A 17185-nucleotide genomic window follows, 5' to 3' on the forward strand; every position below is an offset into this window, starting at 1 on the left:
CCCGTTCCGCGCGGGCCCTGGCGGAGCAGTGGTGACCCCCCTCGGGCCGGGAGCCGTTTCCGGCGCCGCGGGCGGCGGTGACGGCTCCGGCCGGGGCGTGGTCCTTCGCCCGGCCGATCCCGACACCGATCCGCTCACCGCGCTCGCGCACGGGATCGGGTCCCAGCACGACCTGCCGATCTCTCCCTTCTACGCCTTCGCCGGCGCCTTCACCGCCCTGTTCGTCTCCTTCCTCGCGCTCGGCCTGCTCTGGTCCGCCTCCCGCTTCCGGGGCGACCGCTCCGGGATCGCCCTGCCCGCCTCCCTCCAGCGGGTGGCCGACGCGCCGGCCACCCGTACCGTCCTGCGCGGACTCGGGCTCGCCGCCGCGGCAGCCGTCCTGCTGTACCTCCTCCTCGGTCCCGACGACCCCGCCCGCAACCCCGCTCCCGGCGCCGTCTACGTCCTCTTCTGGGTCGGACTCGTCCCCGCCTCCCTCCTCCTCGGCCCCGTCTGGCGCCTGCTCAACCCGCTCCGCACCCTGCACCGCCTGATCGCCCGCGCCCTGCGACGCCCCGACCCCGACCGGCCCCTCGCCGCCCGGCTGGGGCAATGGCCCGCCGCCGCGGGCCTGTTCGGGTTCACCTGGCTGGAGCTCGCCGCCCCCGATCCCGCATCCACCACCACCCTCCTGACCGCCCTCACCGCCTACGCCGCCACCCACCTGCTCCTCGCCGCCCGCCACGGCGAGCGCTGGTTCGACGACGGAGACGCCTTCGAGGTGTACTCCGCGCTCCTCGCCCGTCTCTCCCCCCTCGGCCGTCGCAGCGACGGCCGTCTCGTTCTCCGCAACCCGTTCCACGGACTCGACGCGACGCCCGAGCGGCCCGGACTCGTCGCCACCGTCTGCGTCCTGCTCGGATCCACCGCCTACGACGGCTTCTCCGACAGCCCCTCGTGGATCAACGTCCTGCAGACCTCCCCCCTCGGCCGCACCCCCACGGCCACCCTCGGACTTCTCGCTTCCGTCGCCCTCGTCGCCACCCTGTACTGCCTGTGCGCCGCCGGCACCCGCCTGGTGAGCGGACCGCACCCCGGCCCGCTCACCGCCTTCGCGCACTCACTGGTCCCCATCGCCCTCGGTTATCTGATCGCCCACTACTTCTCCCTCCTGGTAGTCGAAGGACCACGCACAGTGAGCATGGCACTCGGCACTGACAACGCCTCGGAACCCGTGTCCCCCTTGGGCCCCGGCGGCCTCGCCGCCCTCCAGGTGATCGCCGTCGTCACCGGACACGTCCTCGGTGTCGTCGCGGCGCACGACCGGTCCGTGCGGCTCTTTCCTCCCGCGAAAGCGGTGGCCGGTCAACTGCCGCTGCTCGCGCTGATGATCACGTACACCATCGGAGGGCTGAGCCTCCTGCTGAACTGAGGGCCCCGCCGAACGGATGAAGCCAGGAGCGGCATGATGGACCCCGTGCCCCCCGCCCCCTCCCTGCGCCGCACCCCCGTCCAGCAGCGCAGCGCCGACCGGCTCGCCCGGATCCTGGACGCGTGTGCCGAACTGCTGGACGAGACCGGCTACGAGAACCTCAGCACCCGAGCGGTCGCCCAGCGCGCCGGCGTCCCGATCGGCTCCGTCTACCGCTTCTTCGGCAACAAACGGGCCCTGGCCATCGCCCTCGCGCACCGCAACCTGGACCGGTACGCCGACGGCATCACGCACCGGCTCGCGGGCCTCCCGTCCACGCACTGGCCACCGGTGGTGGACGCCGTGCTCGACGAGTACCTGGCCATGAAGCGCAGCGTGCCCGGCTTCGCCCTCGTGGACTTCGGCGTGCCCGCCCCGCCCGCCGACGGGCCGGCGGCCGACCCCAACCACCTGGTCGCCGTCCGCCTGACCGAGCTGCTCAGCGCGCACCTGGGCCTCACCCCCGACGCCACGCTGGAGCGGGCGGTCCTCGTCGCCGTCGAGGCCACGGACGCGCTGATCCAGCTGGCCTTCCGGGTCGACCCCGCCGGGGACCCCGGCATCGTGGCCGAGACCCGCGCCATGATGCACGCCTACCTGGCGCGCGTCCTCGGCTGACCGGCCAGCCCGCCCACGCCGTTCGCGGACGTGCCCCGGGCAGACCCCTCCCCACCGTGCCTACCGGTCGGTATGCTCGGGGCGCCCGCGTGACCGCGTCCACCGCGCGCGGCCGTGACCGTGCCGCAGCCTGCCGCCCTGGAGGGCCCATGCCCCGCACCGCCCTGCGCATCTGCCCCCTCTGTGAAGCCACCTGCGGCCTCACCCTCACCCTCGACGGCGCCACCGTCACCGGCGCCCGCGGCGACCGCGAGGACGTCTTCAGCCGCGGTTTCATCTGCCCCAAGGGCGCCGCCTTCGGGCAGCTCGACGCGGACCCGGACCGGCTCCGCGGCCCCCTCGTCCGCCGCGACGGCCGGCTGCGGGACGCCACGTGGGAGGAGGCGTACGACGCGATCGCCGCCGCCGTTCCCGCCCTGGTGGGGGAGTACGGCGCCCAGTCGGCCGGAGTCGTCCTCGGCAACCCCAACGTCCACACCATGGCGGGCGCCCTCTACCCGCCGCTCCTCCTCAAGGCCCTGGGCACCCGCAACCTGTTCACCGCCAGCACCGTCGACCAGATGCCCAAGCACGTCTCCAGCGGACTGCTCTTCGGCGACCCGTTCGCCATTCCGGTGCCCGATCTCGACCACACGGACTTCCTGCTGATCCTGGGCGCCAACCCGGTCGAGTCCAACGGCTCCCTGTGCACCGCGCCCGACTTCCCCGGCCGCCTCAAGGCCCTGCGCGCCCGCGGCGGCACCCTGGTCGTCGTCGACCCGCGCCGTACCCGCACCGCCCGGCTGGCCGACCGCCACCTCGCCCCCCGCCCCGGCAGCGACGCCCTGCTGCTCGCGGCCCTCGCGCACACCCTCCTCGCCGAGAAGCTCGCCGCGCCCGGCGCCGTACTGGAGGACATCACCGACGGGCTCGGGGAACTCGCCGCCGCGCTCGGGAGTTTCAGCCCTGAGGCCGTCGCACCCGCCTGCGACCTCCCGGCCGCCGAGATCCGCGCCCTCGCCCGCGAACTCGCCGCCGCGCCCACGGCCGCCGTCTACGGGCGCATCGGCAGCTCCACCGTCGAGTACGGCACACTGGCCAGCTGGCTCGTCGACGTCCTGAACATCCTCACCGGCAACCTCGACCGGCCGGGCGGAGCCCTCTTCCCGCTCTCCGCCACGACCGGCGCGCCCCGTCCGGCCGGCCCCGGCAAGGGGTTCGCCCTAGGTCGCTGGGCGAGCCGGGTCAGCGGCCACCCCGAAGCCAAGGGCGAACTCCCCCTCGCCGCCCTCGCGGAGGAGATCGAGACCCCGGGCGACGGGCGCATCCGAGTGCTGCTCGCCATCGCCGCCAACCCCGTCCTGTCCGCACCCGACGGCAACCGGCTCGACCGGGCCCTGGCCGGGCTCGACTTCATGATCTCCGTCGACCCGTACCTGAACGAGACCTCACGCCACGCCCACGTCGTGCTGCCCCCGCCGCCGCCCGCACAGAGCGCTCACTTCGACTTCGCCTTCAACGGGTTCGCCGTACGCAACCAGGCCCGCTACTCGCCCGCCGCCGTCACGCTGGAGGAGGGGCGGCTCGACGAGTGCGAGATCCACGCACGGCTGCTCCTCGCCGTCTCGGGGCTGCACGGCGCCCCGCCGGAGGCCGTCGACGAGCGCGTCATCGCCGACACCCTCGCGCGGGCCGTCGCCGACCCGCGCTCGCCGCTGCACGGGCGCGACCCCGACGAGGAGGCCCGGCTGCTGTCCGGCCGGACCGGCCCCGAACGGCGGCTCGACCTGATGCTGCGCCTCGGCCCGTACGCACTCACCCTCGACGACCTCCGCCGGAGCCCGCACGGCATCGACCTGGGACCGCTGCGGCCCCGGCTACCGGGCCTGTTGAAGACGCGCAGCGGCAGGATCGAGCTGCTGCCGGACCCGATCGCGGCCGAGCTGCCCAGGCTCCGCGCGGCGCTCGCCGACCGCCCCGCCGCGCTGGTGCTCGTGGGCCGCCGCCACCTGCGGTCCAACAACAGCTGGTTGCACAACGTCCCGGCCCTGGCCGGAGGTTCCAACCGCTGCACCCTGCACGTCCATCCGCAGGACGCCGACCGGCTCGGACTCGCCGACGGGGCGCGGGCCCGGATCACCGCCGACGGCGGCAGCCTGGAGGTGCCCGTCGAGGTCACCGACACCGTCCGCACCGGCGTCGTGAGCCTCCCGCACGGCTGGGGTCACGACCGGGCCGGGACCCGGCTGTCGGTGGCCGCCGAGCAGCCCGGCGTCAACGTCAACCAGCTCCTCGACGGCAGCCGGCTCGACCCGCTCTCCGGCACGGCGGTGCTCAACGGCTTCCCCGTCGAGCTGACACCCCTGCCCTGAGCTGGGGTTTTGCTCGTATTGCTCACACGCAGACGTCTTGTTGGCGCACGGAGGCGGCACCTACGTTCCCAGCATGCTGACCTTCCTCGGCTTCGCCATGATCGGGACCTTCCTGGTCCTGATCATGATGAAGAAAATGTCGCCCATCGCGGCGCTCGTCCTCATCCCCGCGCTCTTCTGCGTGTTCGCCGGACAGGGCGCGCAGCTCGGCGACTACGTGATCGACGGCGTCGGCAAGCTCGCACCGACCGCCGCCATGCTGATGTTCGCCATCGTCTATTTCGGCGTGATGATCGACGTCGGCCTCTTCGACCCGATCGTCCGGGGGATCCTGCGCTTCTGCAAGGCGGATCCGATGCGGGTCGTGGTCGGCACCGCCGTCCTCGCCGCGATCGTCTCGCTGGACGGCGACGGCTCCACCACCTTCATGATCACCGTGTCGGCGATGTACCCCCTGTACAAGCGGCTGGGCATGAGCCTCGTCGTCATGACCGGCGTCGCGGCCACCGCCAACGGCGTCATGAACACCCTGCCCTGGGGCGGCCCCACGGCCCGCGCCGCCACCGCCCTCAAGCTCGACGCCGCCGACGTGTTCGTGCCGATGATCCCGGCCCTCGCGGCCGGGCTGCTCTTCGTGTTCGTCCTCGCCTACGTCCTCGGGCTCAAGGAACGCCGCCGGGTCGGCACGCTGACGCTGCCCGGCGGGCGCGAGCCGCTGGATGCCGGGGCGGACCGTCTCGTACCGGCCGGAGCCGCCACCTCCGCGGTGACGGCCGGGACCACCCCGTCGCCCGCGACCGCGTCGGCCGCCATCCCCTCGGCCGGAGCCCCTCAAGCCGCCACCCCCTCGGCCGGAGCCGCCGGTTCGGACGCCCCCGCCCCCGCCTCCACCCCGGCCCCGGACCCCGCCGCCGGCGGCCCCGTCGACGGGTTCCAGGGCCTGGACCCGGACCGCCCCACCCTGCGCCCGCGCCTGTACTGGTTCAACGCCGGCCTGACCGTCGCCCTGCTCACCTCGATGATCATGGAACTGCTGCCCATCCCGGTGCTGTTCCTGCTCGGTGCCGCGCTCGCCCTCACCGTCAACTTCCCGCACATGCCCGACCAGAAGGCCCGCATCGCCGCCCACGCCGACAACGTCCTGAACGTCGCCGGCATGGTCTTCGCCGCCGCCGTCTTCACCGGCGTCCTCACCGGCACCGGCATGGTCAAGGGGATGGCCGACTGGCTCGTCGGCGCCATCCCCGAGGGCATGGGCCCGCACATGGCCCTCGTCACCGGCCTGCTGAGCCTGCCGCTCACCTACTTCATGTCCAACGACGGCTTCTACTTCGGCGTCCTGCCCGTCCTGGCCGAGGCCGGCGCCGCCCACGGAGTCTCCCCGCTCGAGATCGCCCGGGCCTCCCTCGTCGGCCAGGCCCTGCACATGTCCAGCCCGCTGGTTCCGGCCGTTTACGTCCTCGTCGGGATGGCCAAGGTCGAATTCGGCGACCACACCCGCTTCACCGTCAAATGGGCCGCTTTGACCTCCCTGGTCGTCCTCGCGGCAGGGATGCTTTTCGGCATCATCTGATCCCGGCCACCCCTGGCGCACAGAAAACTACCGGCGCTAGTTTGTAGGCTGTCCGCGAGGTCAGGTCCACGTGCTCGTGCGTGTTTCGGGAGGAACAGCCATGAAGGCCCACGACGGTATGTACATCGGCGGGGAATGGCGGCCCGCCGCCGGACGCGAGCGGATCGAGGTCGTGAACCCCGCGGACGAACAGGTCATAGGCGGGGTCCCGGCCGGTACCGCCGAGGACGTGGACGCGGCCGTGCGCGCGGCCCGCGCCGCCTTCCCGGCCTGGGCGGCCACACCGCCGGCCGAGCGGGGCGCCCTCATCGGGGCCCTCCGCGACGTGCTGGCCGCGCGGAAGAAGGAGATAGCCGAGACCATCACCGCCGAGCTCGGCTCCCCGAGCGGGTTCTCGGAGGCGGTGCACGTCGGATCGCCGATCGCCGTGGCCTCCTCGTACGCGGAGCTCGCCGCCTCGTACGCCTTCGAGGAGCGGATCGGGACCTCCACCGTCCTGCTGGAGCCGATCGGGGTGGTCGGGGCGATCACGCCCTGGAACTACCCGCTGCACCAGGTCGTTGCCAAGGTGGCACCCGCTCTCGCCGCCGGCTGCACCCTCGTCCTCAAGCCGGCCGAGGACACCCCGCTGACCGCACAGCTCTTCGCCGAGGCCGTGCACGAGGCGGGCATCCCGGCCGGAGTCTTCAACCTCGTGACCGGTACCGGTCCGGTCGCCGGTCAGGCCCTGGCCGCGCACGAGGGCGTCGACCTCGTCTCCTTCACCGGCTCGACCGCCGTCGGCCGGAAGATCGGCGCCACGGCCGGCGCCGCCGTCAAGCGGGTCGCCCTCGAACTGGGCGGAAAATCGGCCAATGTCATCCTGCCCGGGGCCGACCTGCCCAAGGCCGTCGCGACGGGCGTCGGCCACGTCATGAACAACACCGGCCAGAGCTGCAACGCGCTCACCCGCATGCTCGTCCACCGGGACCAGTACGAGGAGGCCGTCACCCTCGCGGCCGCCGCCGTCGCCAAGTACCCCACCGGCGACCCCCGCGAGCCGGGCACCCGCCTGGGTCCCGTCGTCAACGCCAAGCAGCGCGACCGGGTGCGCGGATACATCGCGCAGGGCATCGAGGAGGGCGCCCGCCTCGTCGCCGGCGGTCCCGACGCGCCCCGGGAACAGGGGTACTTCGTCGCCCCGACCGTGTTCGCCGACGTCACGCCCGACATGACCATCGCCCAGGAGGAGATCTTCGGCCCCGTCCTGTCGATCCTCGCCTACGAGGACGAGGAGGAGGCCCTCGCCATCGCCAACGGCACCGTCTACGGCCTGGGCGGCGCAGTCTGGGCCGCGGACGAGGCCACGGCCGTGGCCTTCGCCCGTCGCATGGACACCGGTCAGGTGGACATCAACGGCGGCCGCTTCAACGTGCTCGCGCCCTTCGGCGGCTACAAGCAGTCCGGCGTGGGCCGCGAGCTGGGCCCGCACGGCCTGGCCGAGTACCTCCAGACCAAGTCCCTGCAGTTCTGAACACGGAGACGACGACCATGGTCCGCGCCGCCATCCTGCCCGCCGTCGGAGCCCCGCTGGAGATACGGGAGATCGTGCTGCCCGACCCCGGCCCCGGCCAGGTCCGGGTACGGCTCACCGCCGCCGGGGTCTGCCACTCCGACCTCTCCCTGACCAACGGCACCATGCGGGTCCCCGTCCCCGCCGTCCTCGGACACGAGGGCGCGGGCACGGTCCTCGCGGTCGGGGAGGGCGTCACCCACGTCGCCCCCGGCGACGGCGTGGTGCTCAACTGGGCCCCGTCCTGCGGGGAGTGCCACCACTGCACCATCGGCGAGGTCTGGCTCTGCGCCAAGGCCCTCTCCGGGGTCGGCGCCGTCTACGCGCACGACGCGCACGGCACCGAGCTGCACCCGGGGCTGAACGTGGCCGCGTTCGCCGAGGAGACCGTCGTCGCGGCGAACTGCGTGCTGCCCGCGCCCGCCGGGATCCCGCTCGCCGAGGCCGCCCTGCTGGGCTGCGCCGTCCTCACCGGCTACGGCGCCGTCCACCACAGCGCCCAGGTGTTCCCGGGGGAGTCCGTCGCCGTCTTCGGCGTCGGCGGCGTCGGCCTGGCCGCGCTCCAGGCCGCCCGGATCGCCCAGGCGGGCCCGATCGTGGCCGTCGACGTGTCCCCGGCCAAGGAGGAGCTGGCCCGCGCGGCCGGTGCCACGGACTTCGTCCTCGCCTCCGACACCACGGCCAAGGAGATCCGCGCGCTCACCGGCGGTCACGGCGTGGACGTCGCCGTCGAGTGCGTCGGGCGGGCGGAAACCATCCGCGGCGCCTGGGAGTCCACCCGGCGCGGCGGCCGCGCCACGGTCGTCGGCATCGGCGGGAAGGACCAGCAGGTCACCTTCCACGCGCTGGAGATCTTCCACTTCGCCCGCACCCTGACCGGCTGCGTCTACGGCAACAGCGATCCGGCCCGCGACCTCCCGGTGATCGCCGAACACGTCCGCCAGGGCCGCCTCGACCTCGGCTCCCTGGTGACCGACCGCATCACCCTCGACGACATCCCGGCCGCCTTCGACGCCATGCTGGCGGGCAAGGGCGGCCGCTCGCTGGTCGTCTTCTAGGGGGTGTCGCACGACCGGCGCCGCGGCACGACCGGCGCCGCGGCACGACCGGCGCCGCGGCACGACCGGCGCCGCGGCACGACCGGCGCCGCGGCACGACCGGCGCCGCGGCACGGCCGGCGGAGCGAAGGAACACCTCCGCCGGTCGTGCCCCGCCGCGACAGGCCGTGCCCCGCCGTGTGCGTCACGCCGTTCCGCGTGCCGCCTCGTACTGCAGCGCCAAGCCGTCCAGCAGCGCCGTCAGGCCCGTCTCGAAAGCGCCCTGGTCCACCTCGCGCTGCCGCTCGGCCAGCAGGTGTGCCTGCCCCAGGTGCGGGTAGTCCGCCGGGTCGTACGCCGCCTCGTCGTCCACGAAGCCCCGGGCGAAGGACGCCACCGCCGAGCCCAGGATGAAGTACCGCATCAGCGCGCCGATCCGGGTCGCCTGCGCCGGGGGCCACCCGGCCGCCGTCATCGCGCCGAACACCGCGTCCGCCAGCCGCAGGCCCGCCGGCCGGCGGCCCGGCCCCCGGGCCAGTACCGGCACGATGTTCGGATGGTCGGACAGTGCGTCCCGGTACGAGTGCGCCCACGCATGCAGGGCCCCGCGCCAGTCCCGGCCGCCCTCGGCGCCGTACGCGGGCGGCTCGAACATCGACAGGTCGACCCGCGCGCTCACCGCGTCCGCCACCGCCTCCAGGATCTCGTCCTTCGTCCGGAAGTGGTTGTACAGCGAGGGCCCGCTGACGCCGAGCGCGGCCGCCAGCCTCCGCGTCGACACCGCCTCCAGTCCCTCCGCGTCCACCAGCGCACCCGCCGCCTCGACGATGCGGGTTCTGCTGAGCAGGGGCTTGCGCGGTCTGGCCATGCGCCACATAGTAGGGCCTGCCCGCCATAAACTACCGGTGCTAGTTAACCGCCCCGGAAGCCCGCCACGACGACCCCGGAGGTGCCCGGTGAACCTTGAGCTGAGCGAGGAACAGACCGCCGTGCGCCGGCTCGCCCGGGAGTTCGCCGACCGCGAGGTCGTCCCGTACGCCGCCGCGTGGGACCGCGCCGAGAGTGTCGACCGGGCCATCGTGAAGAAGCTGGGCGCCCTCGGCTTCCTCGGCCTCACCGTCCCCGAGGAGTACGGCGGCTCCGGCGGTGACCACCTCGCGTACGTGCTGGTCACCGAAGAGCTCGGCCGCGGCGACTCCGCCGTGCGCGGCATCGTCTCCGTCTCCCTGGGCCTGGTCGCCAAGACCGTCGCCGCCTGGGGCACCGAGGAGCAGAAGCGCGCGTGGCTGCCCCGGCTCTGCTCCGGCGACGCGCTCGGCTGCTTCGGCCTGACCGAGCCCGGCACCGGCTCCGACGCGGCCAGCCTCACCACGCGCGCCGTCCGCGAGGGTGACTCGTACGTGGTCAGCGGCAGCAAGATGTTCATCACCAACGGCACCTGGGCCGACGTGGTGCTGCTCTTCGCCCGTACCGGCGACGAGCCCGGCCACCGGGGCATCTCGGCCTTCCTCGTCCCCACCGACACCCCGGGCCTCACCCGCCGCGAGATCCACGGCAAGCTCGGCCTGCGCGGCCAGGCCACCGCCGAGCTCGTCTTCGACGGGGTCCGGGTACCGGCCTCCGCGATGCTCGGCCCCGAGGGCAAGGGCTTCTCGGTCGCCATGTCCGCGCTGGCCAAGGGACGGATGTCGGTCGCCGCCGGCTGCGTGGGCATCGCGCAGGCGGCGCTGGAGGCGGCCGTCGCGTACGCCGGGCAGCGCGAGCAGTTCGGCAGGCCGATCGCCCACCACCAGCTGGTCCAGGAGCTGATCGCCGACATCTCGGTCGACGTGGACGCGGCGCGGCTGCTGACCTGGCGGGTCGCGGACCTCATCGACCGCGGGCAGCCGTTCGCCACCGAGTCCTCCACCGCCAAGCTCTTCGCCTCCGAGGCGGCCGTGCGCGCCGCGAGCAACGCCCTCCAGGTGCACGGCGGGTACGGCTACATCGACGAGTACCCGGCCGGCAAACTGCTGCGCGACGCCCGCGTGATGACCCTGTACGAGGGCACCAGCCAGATCCAGAAGCTCCTCATCGGCCGGGCCCGCACCGGGGTTTCGGCGTTCTGAGCCCGCGCCTTCCGGTTCCGGGCTGAGTACGCGCCTGAGTACGCGTGCGGATGTGTCCGCGGCCGGGCGGCCCGATGCTCGACCCATGAACGAGACGCCGGTCAAGCAGCAGAACTCGGGGGCGTACTACGGCCAGGCCGTTGCCTCCTTCGGCATCGCCATGGGCGCCGTGTCCGTGGGGATCTACAACCTGGAGGTGGACGGCTGGGTCCGGGCCTTCCTCGGCATCGCGGTCCTGTACCTCACGACCTCGGCCTTCACCCTCGCCAAGGTGATCCGCGACCGCCAGGAGGTCACCAAGATCGTCAGCCGGGTGGACCAGGCCCGGATGGAGAAGATGATGGCGGAGTACGACCCCTTCGCGCCGAAGTAGCGGGCCCGGGGCCGGGCGGGACCCGGGCCGGGACCGCACCGGGGGTGCCGGTCCGCGCGGACACGGCTAAGCGCTTGCTCACCCTCCGGTAGGGTGTCCCTTCCCAACGGGTGAAGAGGGTGAGCGGGCGATGGACAGCGTGGAGGAGACGGCCGGCGGCTACCAGCCGTGGTCGGAGGTCACCCCCGAGGCCGCGCGGCGGCTGCTCGTGGCGGCCGTCGAGGCCTTCGCCGAGCGCGGGTACCACGCCACCACCACGCGGGACATCGCCGGCCGGGCCGGCATGAGCCCGGCCGCGCTCTACATCCACTACAAGACCAAGGAAGAGCTGCTCCACCGGATCAGCCGGATCGGGCACGACAAGGCCCTGCGGATCCTCACGTCCGCGTCCGAGGGCCCCGGCAGCGCCGCCCAGCGGCTCGACGCCGCCGTACGGTCCTTCGTGCGCTGGCACGCCGCGCACCACACCACCGCGCGCGTCGTCCAGTACGAGCTGGACGCGCTGGCGCCCGAGCACCGCTCCGACATCGTGGCGCTGCGCCGCCGGAGCGACGCCGCCGTGCGCCGCATCCTCGCCGACGGGGTCGAGGCGGGGGAGTTCGACGTGCCCGACGTGCCGGGCACCACCCTGGCCGTGCTGTCGCTGTGCATCGACGTCGCCCGCTGGTTCAGCGCGACCGGACAGCGCACGCCCGACGAGGTCGGCGCGCTCTACGCCGACCTCGTGCTCCGCATGGTGGGCGCGCGGACGCCCGCGCCTCAGAAGTAGTAGCGGGACACCGACTCCGCCACGCAGACCGGCTTGTCGCCGCCCTCGCGCTCGACCGTCACGGTGGCCGTGACCTGCACCCCGCCGCCCGCGTCCACGACCTCCGTGAGCACGGCGGTGGCGCGCAGCCGCGACCCGACGGGGACCGGGGCGGGGAAGCGCACCTTGTTCGTGCCGTAGTTGATGCCCATCTTCATGCCCTCCACCCGCATGACCTGCGGCACCAGGCTCGGCAGCAGCGACAGCGTCAGGTAGCCGTGCGCGATGGTGGAGCCGAAGGGGCCGGTCGCGGCGCGCTCCGGGTCCACGTGGATCCACTGGTGGTCGCCGGTCGCGTCCGCGAAGAGGTCGATCCGCTTCTGGTCGACCTCCAGCCACTCGCTGGGACCGAGCGGTTCGCCCGTTCCGGCGCGCAGTTCCTCGGCGGACGTGAAGATCCTCGGCTCGGCCATGCCCTGATCCTGCCTCTCACAGACGACGGACTACCCCGCTCAATGAATAAGCGCTTGCTCAGCATGCGGTGACCGTATGTGTATGTCAACGGACCTCCGGCTACCCTCGGCCTGGTGCCGCAGATTCCCGAAAAAATTCACGAACTCACCGTCGGCCAGCTGTCCGCCCGCAGCGGCGCGGCCGTCTCCGCGCTCCACTTCTACGAGTCCAAGGGCCTGATCAGCAGCCGGCGCACCTCCGGCAACCAGCGCCGCTACACCCGCGACGCGCTGCGCCGGGTGGCCTTCGTACGGGCGGCGCAGCGCGTGGGCATCCCGCTCGCCAGCATCCGCGAGGCGCTCAGCCGGCTCCCCGAGGAGCGCACCCCCACGCGGGAGGACTGGGCCCGGCTCTCCGAGGCCTGGCGCGCCGAGCTCGACCGGCGCATCACCCAACTCGGGCGGCTGCGCGACCACCTGACGGACTGCATCGGCTGCGGCTGCCTCTCGCTGGAGACCTGCGCACTGTCCAACCCGGACGACGTCTTCGGCGAACGGCTCACGGGCTCCCGGCTGTAGCGGCGCCGCGGGCCGCCCCGGTCACCCCACCGGGCGAGGGGGCGCCCGTCACCCCGCCGACGCCGGCCGTCGCCCCGCGGGCGCGCCCGTCACCCGGCCGCGCGCACCGCTCCCGCCCGCTCCGCCCGAGCGGCCGCCACCAGTTCGGCGTTCGACCGGGCCCGCCGCCCGTCCGGCAGGTGCAGCACGTCCCCGACGCCGGTCCGCGCGCCCGTACCGCACCGCGCGGCCAGCCGCAGCACCGGCCAGGCGGCGTCCCCCCGCCCGTACAGCAGCAGGGCCACCGGCGGCAGCCCGCCCAGGCCCGCCACCAGCGCCGGTTCGGCTGCCGCCAGCTCCACGGCCAGCCGGACCCGCCCGCCGGGGTCGCGCAGCGGCCAGGCCAGGAACCGCGCCAGCGGCTCCGGTCCGGCCGGCCCGCCCAGCGGTACCACCGCGTCCACGCAGACCCCCCGGTCGAGCAGCGCCTCGGCGAGTTCCACCGCCCCGGGCTCCGCGAAGCGGACCTCCGCCCGGTCCGGCAGCACCGACCAGGACCGCACCCGCTCCAGCCGGGCCGCCGGGTCCGGTTCCGCGGCGCCGCCCGCCGGCACCGAGAGGGGTACGCCGACCCCCGCGTCCCGCAGCGCCTCCAGCGCCGGCCCGACCACGCGGGGCGACATGCTCTGGCGCCCGCACGGGGACCGCGGATGGACGAGCACCTCCCCGGCCCCCGCGGCGACCGCCTCCCGCCCGGCCCCGGCCAGGGCCTGCGGGGACAGCGGCACGGCCGGGCCGTCCGCCGCGTCCCGGGCGCCGTTCAGCGACACCAGCAGGGGCGGCCTCACGCGGCCCCCGCCGAGGGCATGTCCGCGAGCGCCGGTCTCGGCACCACGATCCCGCAGCCCGCGCAGACCGGGCCGCCGTCCCAGGCCCAGGCCCCCTCCCAGTGCTCCGGCCCGGAGCCCGCACGGGACCCGAGTCCCGGGCCCCGTACGCCCGGGCCCCCGACGCCGGAGGCCCGGACGCCGGCGCCCCCCGCGCCCGGCCGCCGGCCCGCCGCCGGCGCCGGCCACCGCAGCTCCTGGTCCCCGCAGACCGGGCAGCCCGTCCCCGGCTCCGTCTCCAGCGCCCGCACCAGCCGCCGCAGCACCTCGCCCAGCGTCCCCTCGGGCCGCACCCCCGGGTCCGCGCACCGCACCACCGCGTCCCCGCTGCCGCCCCACGCCCACTCCGGGCGCCGCAGCCCGTGGTGCTTCTCGCGCCTGCGCCGTTCCGCGAAGTGCCTCTCGTACTCCAGCCAGACCGCCCGCGCCTCCTCCAGCTCCTCCAGCGCGGCGACCAGCCGCAGCGGATCGGCTCCCCGGTCCTCCGGGGCGATACCGTGCCGGTCGCACAGGTGCCACCACGTGGCCCGGTGCCCGTAGGGCGCGAACCGCTCCAGGCAGCGGCGCAGGGAATGGCGCCGCAGGGCCCGGTCATTGCGCGCGTCGCGCACCTGGTGGGCCAGACTTTGGAATCCCGCCATCACACCTTCACCTCCGCCGATGTGCCCAACATGCCCGGCCTACGGCGGGCGCATGCGGGGGCGGTCGAGGCGTGCGGGTGGCAGATGGCCGGAAGTCAGCGCCCCATGCGCCCCGCGGTGACCACGAGCCGTGCCAGTTCCTCGTGGCAGATGTCGCTGTGCGCCCCCGACGGGGCGCCGCCGCGCCGGACCACGGAACCCGTGTCCACACTGACGCAACCGGCCCCGGGGACCCCCTCGCGCAGGGCGGTGTCGAGGCTCAGGCGGGGCGCGCCGGGCACCGCCCGCACCCCGTCGTGGCCGATCGCGCCCCACCGGTCGTCGAAACCGAGCAGACCGGCCGAATCACCTGCCATCCGGGACGCCAGCGGATAGAACAGCTTCAGCGAGGTGTCGTGCGGGGAGTGGCAGGCCACCACCGGACCGTCGACCCGGCTCTGGAGGCCGCCCAGGGCGCCGCCGCGGCCCTGGTCGTGCGGGAGGCGGTCGGCGAAGGCGTAGTGCGAGAAGGCGCCCTGGAGGAGGGTCAGCGACTTCACGTACCGGGAGCCGTCCGGCACGGCGCGCAGGGAGAAGGACACCACCCGCGCCCCGAAGCTGTGCCCGATCAGGTGGATGCGCAGGGCCGGGCGGCGGGCGGCCAGCCCGGCCAGCACCGGGCCGAGACCGCGCTCGCCGACGACTCCCGCGCGCTTCTTCATCTGGTAGTACGTGGCCTGCCGCAGCAGTTCCTTCGCGCCCTTCCACAGGGGCCGCAGCCCGTCGCCGGCCGCCGGCTCCCGTCCCTCCGCCGCGGCCAGGGCGAGGGCGAGGTCCCGGCACACCTCCAGGACGTCCTCCGTGAAGACGGCCGGCACCGGGGGAGCGGTCGCGGTGGGTACGGCGTTGACCCCCGCCAGCTCCCGTACGAGCGCACCGAACTCGATGAAGGCGGCCGCCGACTCCTCGCCCCGCTCCAGCAGCTCGGCCACGCGGTCCAGCTCCGCCCGCCGGCCCGGCCAGAAGGCGTCGAGGGCCGCGCGCGTGCCCGGTTCGAGCGCGGTACGGGGGCCCGCGGTCTCCACCGAGCCCTCCACCGGGTCCTGCTCCGCGGGCGCGAACAGCCCGGGGCCGTCGAAGTCCGGTATGGGCTCGTCCGCGAACCGTATCGAGGGCCAGACCACGCCCACGTACCCCAGCCGTACCCCCGGCCCCACCAGCCCCGGGAACGGGGCGAAGAACCGGTCGTAGAGCCGGGTCGAGGTGGAGCGGTCGCTGTTCCAGCCGTGCGCGAAGACCAGCAGGTCCGTGGCCTCGATGCGGGCCACCGCGCTCTCCGCGGCCCGGTCCACGTCCCCGTCGGAGTCGAAGACCAGCTCCGCGTACGGTCCGACACCGATCCCGCCGACGCTGCCCGCCATGACATCCCCCTCGCCGCCCCCGGCGTCCCGGCGTTCCCCGGACGCCGCCGGCTCACCCGTACAGGAGGTACCCCGCGCGCACCGCCGCGAACCGGTCCAGTCCGGCGGCCCAGTCCCCGGCGATCTCCTCCACCCCGGCGCCCGCGTCCACCATCGTCCGGACCCGGTCCGAGCCCGTCAGCCTGTCGATCCAGTGGTCCGCGCGCCAGCCGAAGCCGCTCCACGTCCGCCGGGCCGTGACCAGCAGCCCGATGCCCGCCCGTACGGGATCGAAGGCCTCCCGGTCGTGCACGATCAGCCGGACGCCGCCGCACGGCCGCCCCGCGTGCTTGGAGAACGTCGGCGTGAAGTACGCCTCCCGGAACCACACCCCCGGCAGCCCCAGGGCGTTCGCCGCCTCCGCCCAGCGGCGGTCGACGCCCTCCGCGCCCAGCACCTCGAAGGGGGTGGTCGTACCGCGCCCCTCGGACAGGTTCGTCCCCTCGAACAGGCAGGCCCCGGCGTACGCGAGGGCCGTGCCCGGCGTCGGCATGTTCGGGCTCGGCGGCACCCACGGCAGCCCGGTGGAGCCGAAGAAGGAATCCCGCCGCCAGCCGCTCATCGCCACCGTCCGCAGGGCGACGGGCCGGTCGGCCAGGAACTCGCCGTTGAAGAGCAGGGCCAGCTCGGCCGCCGTCATCCCGTGCGCCAGCGCGATCGGCTCCCGTCCCACGAAGCTCGCGTAGGGGCGCTGGAGGACCGGCCCGGCCGCCCGACGGCCGCCCACCGGGTTGGGCCGGTCCAGCACCACCACCGCCTTGCCGGCGAGCGCGGCCGCGCGCATGCAGTCGTACAGGGTCCAGATGTAGGTGTAGAAGCGGGCCCCGACGTCCTGGATGTCGAAGACCACGGTGTCGATCCCGGCGGCGGTGAACACGTCCGCGAGCCGCTGCCCGCTCGTGTCGTACGTGTCGTACACGGGCAGCCCGGTCGCCGGGTCGCGGGACGCCCCCTCGGAGCCGCCGGCCTGCGCCGTGCCGCGGAAGCCGTGCTCGGGGCCGAACACCGCGACCAGGTCGACCCGTTCGTCCGCGTGCAGGACGTCGACCAGGTGGCGGGCGTCCGCGGTGATCCCCGTCGGGTTGGTGACCACCCCGACCCGCTGCCCGGCCAGCACGGCGTACCCGTCCGCGGCCATCCGCTCGAAGCCGGTCCGCACCCGGCCCTCCGCCGGTGCGGCGGGAGCGGCGGCGACCCTGCCCGCGGCGGCTCCACCGCCCGCGGCGGCAGCCGTTCCCACGGGCCCCACGGCTCCCACCGCCCCCATGGCCCCCGCCAGTCCCAGCACCCCGCGTCGCGACAGAATCATCCGGCCACGCTAGGTGGCGGACCTCTTCCCCCAGGACATACCGACTGGTTAGTATGCGCGCGATCCGTTCCGAGGATCTGCGGCAGCCG

16 protein-coding genes are annotated in these 17185 nt (G+C 74.4%); 10 read left to right on the forward strand and 6 right to left on the reverse strand.

Annotation, left to right across the window (positions count from 1 at the left end):
- Positions 1-97: 97 nt before the first annotated feature.
- From ACZ6S8_RS12735 to ACZ6S8_RS12760, 6 genes are all read left to right on the forward strand, one after another.
- Positions 98-1411 carry a hypothetical protein gene (locus ACZ6S8_RS12735; protein WP_469455459.1) on the forward strand — a complete coding sequence of 438 codons (1314 nt, stop codon included), beginning with the start codon at positions 98-100 and terminating at the stop codon, positions 1409-1411.
- A gap of 36 nt (positions 1412-1447) precedes the next feature.
- Positions 1448-2068 (forward strand): TetR/AcrR family transcriptional regulator, encoded by a 621-nt coding sequence (locus ACZ6S8_RS12740; protein WP_469455021.1) that lies wholly within the window; start codon positions 1448-1450, stop codon positions 2066-2068.
- 149 nt (positions 2069-2217) lie between these two features.
- Entirely contained in the window at positions 2218-4419 is a 2202-nt protein-coding gene (locus ACZ6S8_RS12745; protein ID WP_469455023.1) for a molybdopterin oxidoreductase family protein, read from the forward strand.
- Between the two features lie 73 nt (positions 4420-4492).
- On the forward strand, positions 4493-5992 hold the full coding sequence (locus ACZ6S8_RS12750; protein ID WP_469455025.1) for a CitMHS family transporter: 1500 nt from the start codon (positions 4493-4495) through the stop codon (positions 5990-5992).
- Positions 5993-6092: 100 nt separating this feature from the next.
- Positions 6093-7505: an aldehyde dehydrogenase family protein gene (locus ACZ6S8_RS12755; RefSeq protein WP_469455027.1), complete on the forward strand. Its 1413-nt coding sequence runs from the start codon at positions 6093-6095 to the stop codon at positions 7503-7505.
- 17 nt (positions 7506-7522) lie between these two features.
- Complete coding sequence (locus ACZ6S8_RS12760) at positions 7523-8602, forward strand: Zn-dependent alcohol dehydrogenase (protein WP_469455028.1); 1080 nt, start codon at positions 7523-7525, stop codon at positions 8600-8602.
- A gap of 184 nt (positions 8603-8786) precedes the next feature.
- Here the strand turns inward: ACZ6S8_RS12760 and ACZ6S8_RS12765 are convergent, their stop codons facing one another.
- Positions 8787-9458, reverse strand: coding sequence for a TetR/AcrR family transcriptional regulator (locus tag ACZ6S8_RS12765; RefSeq protein WP_469455030.1), 672 nt, complete (start codon positions 9456-9458; stop codon positions 8787-8789).
- 79 nt (positions 9459-9537) lie between these two features.
- Between ACZ6S8_RS12765 and ACZ6S8_RS12770 the strand changes: the two genes are divergently transcribed.
- The 3 genes from ACZ6S8_RS12770 (at position 9538) to ACZ6S8_RS12780 (ending at position 11831) form a co-directional block, all read left to right on the forward strand.
- On the forward strand, positions 9538-10689 hold the full coding sequence (locus tag ACZ6S8_RS12770; RefSeq protein ID WP_469455032.1) for an acyl-CoA dehydrogenase family protein: 1152 nt from the start codon (positions 9538-9540) through the stop codon (positions 10687-10689).
- An 85-nt stretch (positions 10690-10774) separates the two neighbouring features.
- Entirely contained in the window at positions 10775-11062 is a 288-nt protein-coding gene (locus ACZ6S8_RS12775) for a YiaA/YiaB family inner membrane protein (RefSeq protein WP_383927443.1), read from the forward strand.
- Positions 11063-11192: 130 nt separating this feature from the next.
- A complete protein-coding gene (locus ACZ6S8_RS12780) occupies positions 11193-11831 on the forward strand; it encodes a TetR/AcrR family transcriptional regulator (RefSeq protein ID WP_469455034.1) in 639 nt (212 codons plus the stop codon).
- Here ACZ6S8_RS12780 and ACZ6S8_RS12785 read toward each other — a convergent pair.
- Positions 11822-12283, reverse strand: a complete 462-nt coding sequence (locus ACZ6S8_RS12785) for a MaoC family dehydratase (protein ID WP_383927438.1) — start codon at positions 12281-12283, stop codon at positions 11822-11824. The genes ACZ6S8_RS12780 and ACZ6S8_RS12785 overlap by 10 nt on opposite strands.
- A gap of 114 nt (positions 12284-12397) precedes the next feature.
- Here ACZ6S8_RS12785 and soxR point away from each other — a divergent pair, with 114 nt between their 5' ends.
- Positions 12398-12841: a redox-sensitive transcriptional activator SoxR gene (soxR, locus tag ACZ6S8_RS12790; RefSeq protein WP_469455036.1), complete on the forward strand. Its 444-nt coding sequence runs from the start codon at positions 12398-12400 to the stop codon at positions 12839-12841.
- 89 nt (positions 12842-12930) lie between these two features.
- Here soxR and ACZ6S8_RS12795 read toward each other — a convergent pair whose 3' ends face one another.
- The 4 genes from ACZ6S8_RS12795 to ACZ6S8_RS12810 form a co-directional block, all read right to left on the reverse strand.
- A complete protein-coding gene (locus ACZ6S8_RS12795; RefSeq protein WP_469455038.1) occupies positions 12931-13668 on the reverse strand; it encodes a 3-keto-5-aminohexanoate cleavage protein in 738 nt (245 codons plus the stop codon).
- A complete protein-coding gene (locus tag ACZ6S8_RS12800; protein ID WP_469455039.1) occupies positions 13665-14348 on the reverse strand; it encodes a hypothetical protein in 684 nt (227 codons plus the stop codon). The genes ACZ6S8_RS12795 and ACZ6S8_RS12800 overlap by 4 nt, the downstream gene beginning before the upstream one ends.
- Positions 14349-14443: 95 nt before the next feature.
- A complete protein-coding gene (locus ACZ6S8_RS12805; protein WP_469455041.1) occupies positions 14444-15748 on the reverse strand; it encodes a serine-threonine protein kinase in 1305 nt (434 codons plus the stop codon).
- A 52-nt stretch (positions 15749-15800) separates the two neighbouring features.
- Entirely contained in the window at positions 15801-17096 is a 1296-nt protein-coding gene (locus ACZ6S8_RS12810) for an exo-beta-N-acetylmuramidase NamZ family protein (protein WP_469455043.1), read from the reverse strand.
- Between the last annotated feature and the right edge of the window lie 89 nt (positions 17097-17185).

This window comes from Streptomyces sp. NPDC048461 (assembly GCF_055587105.1).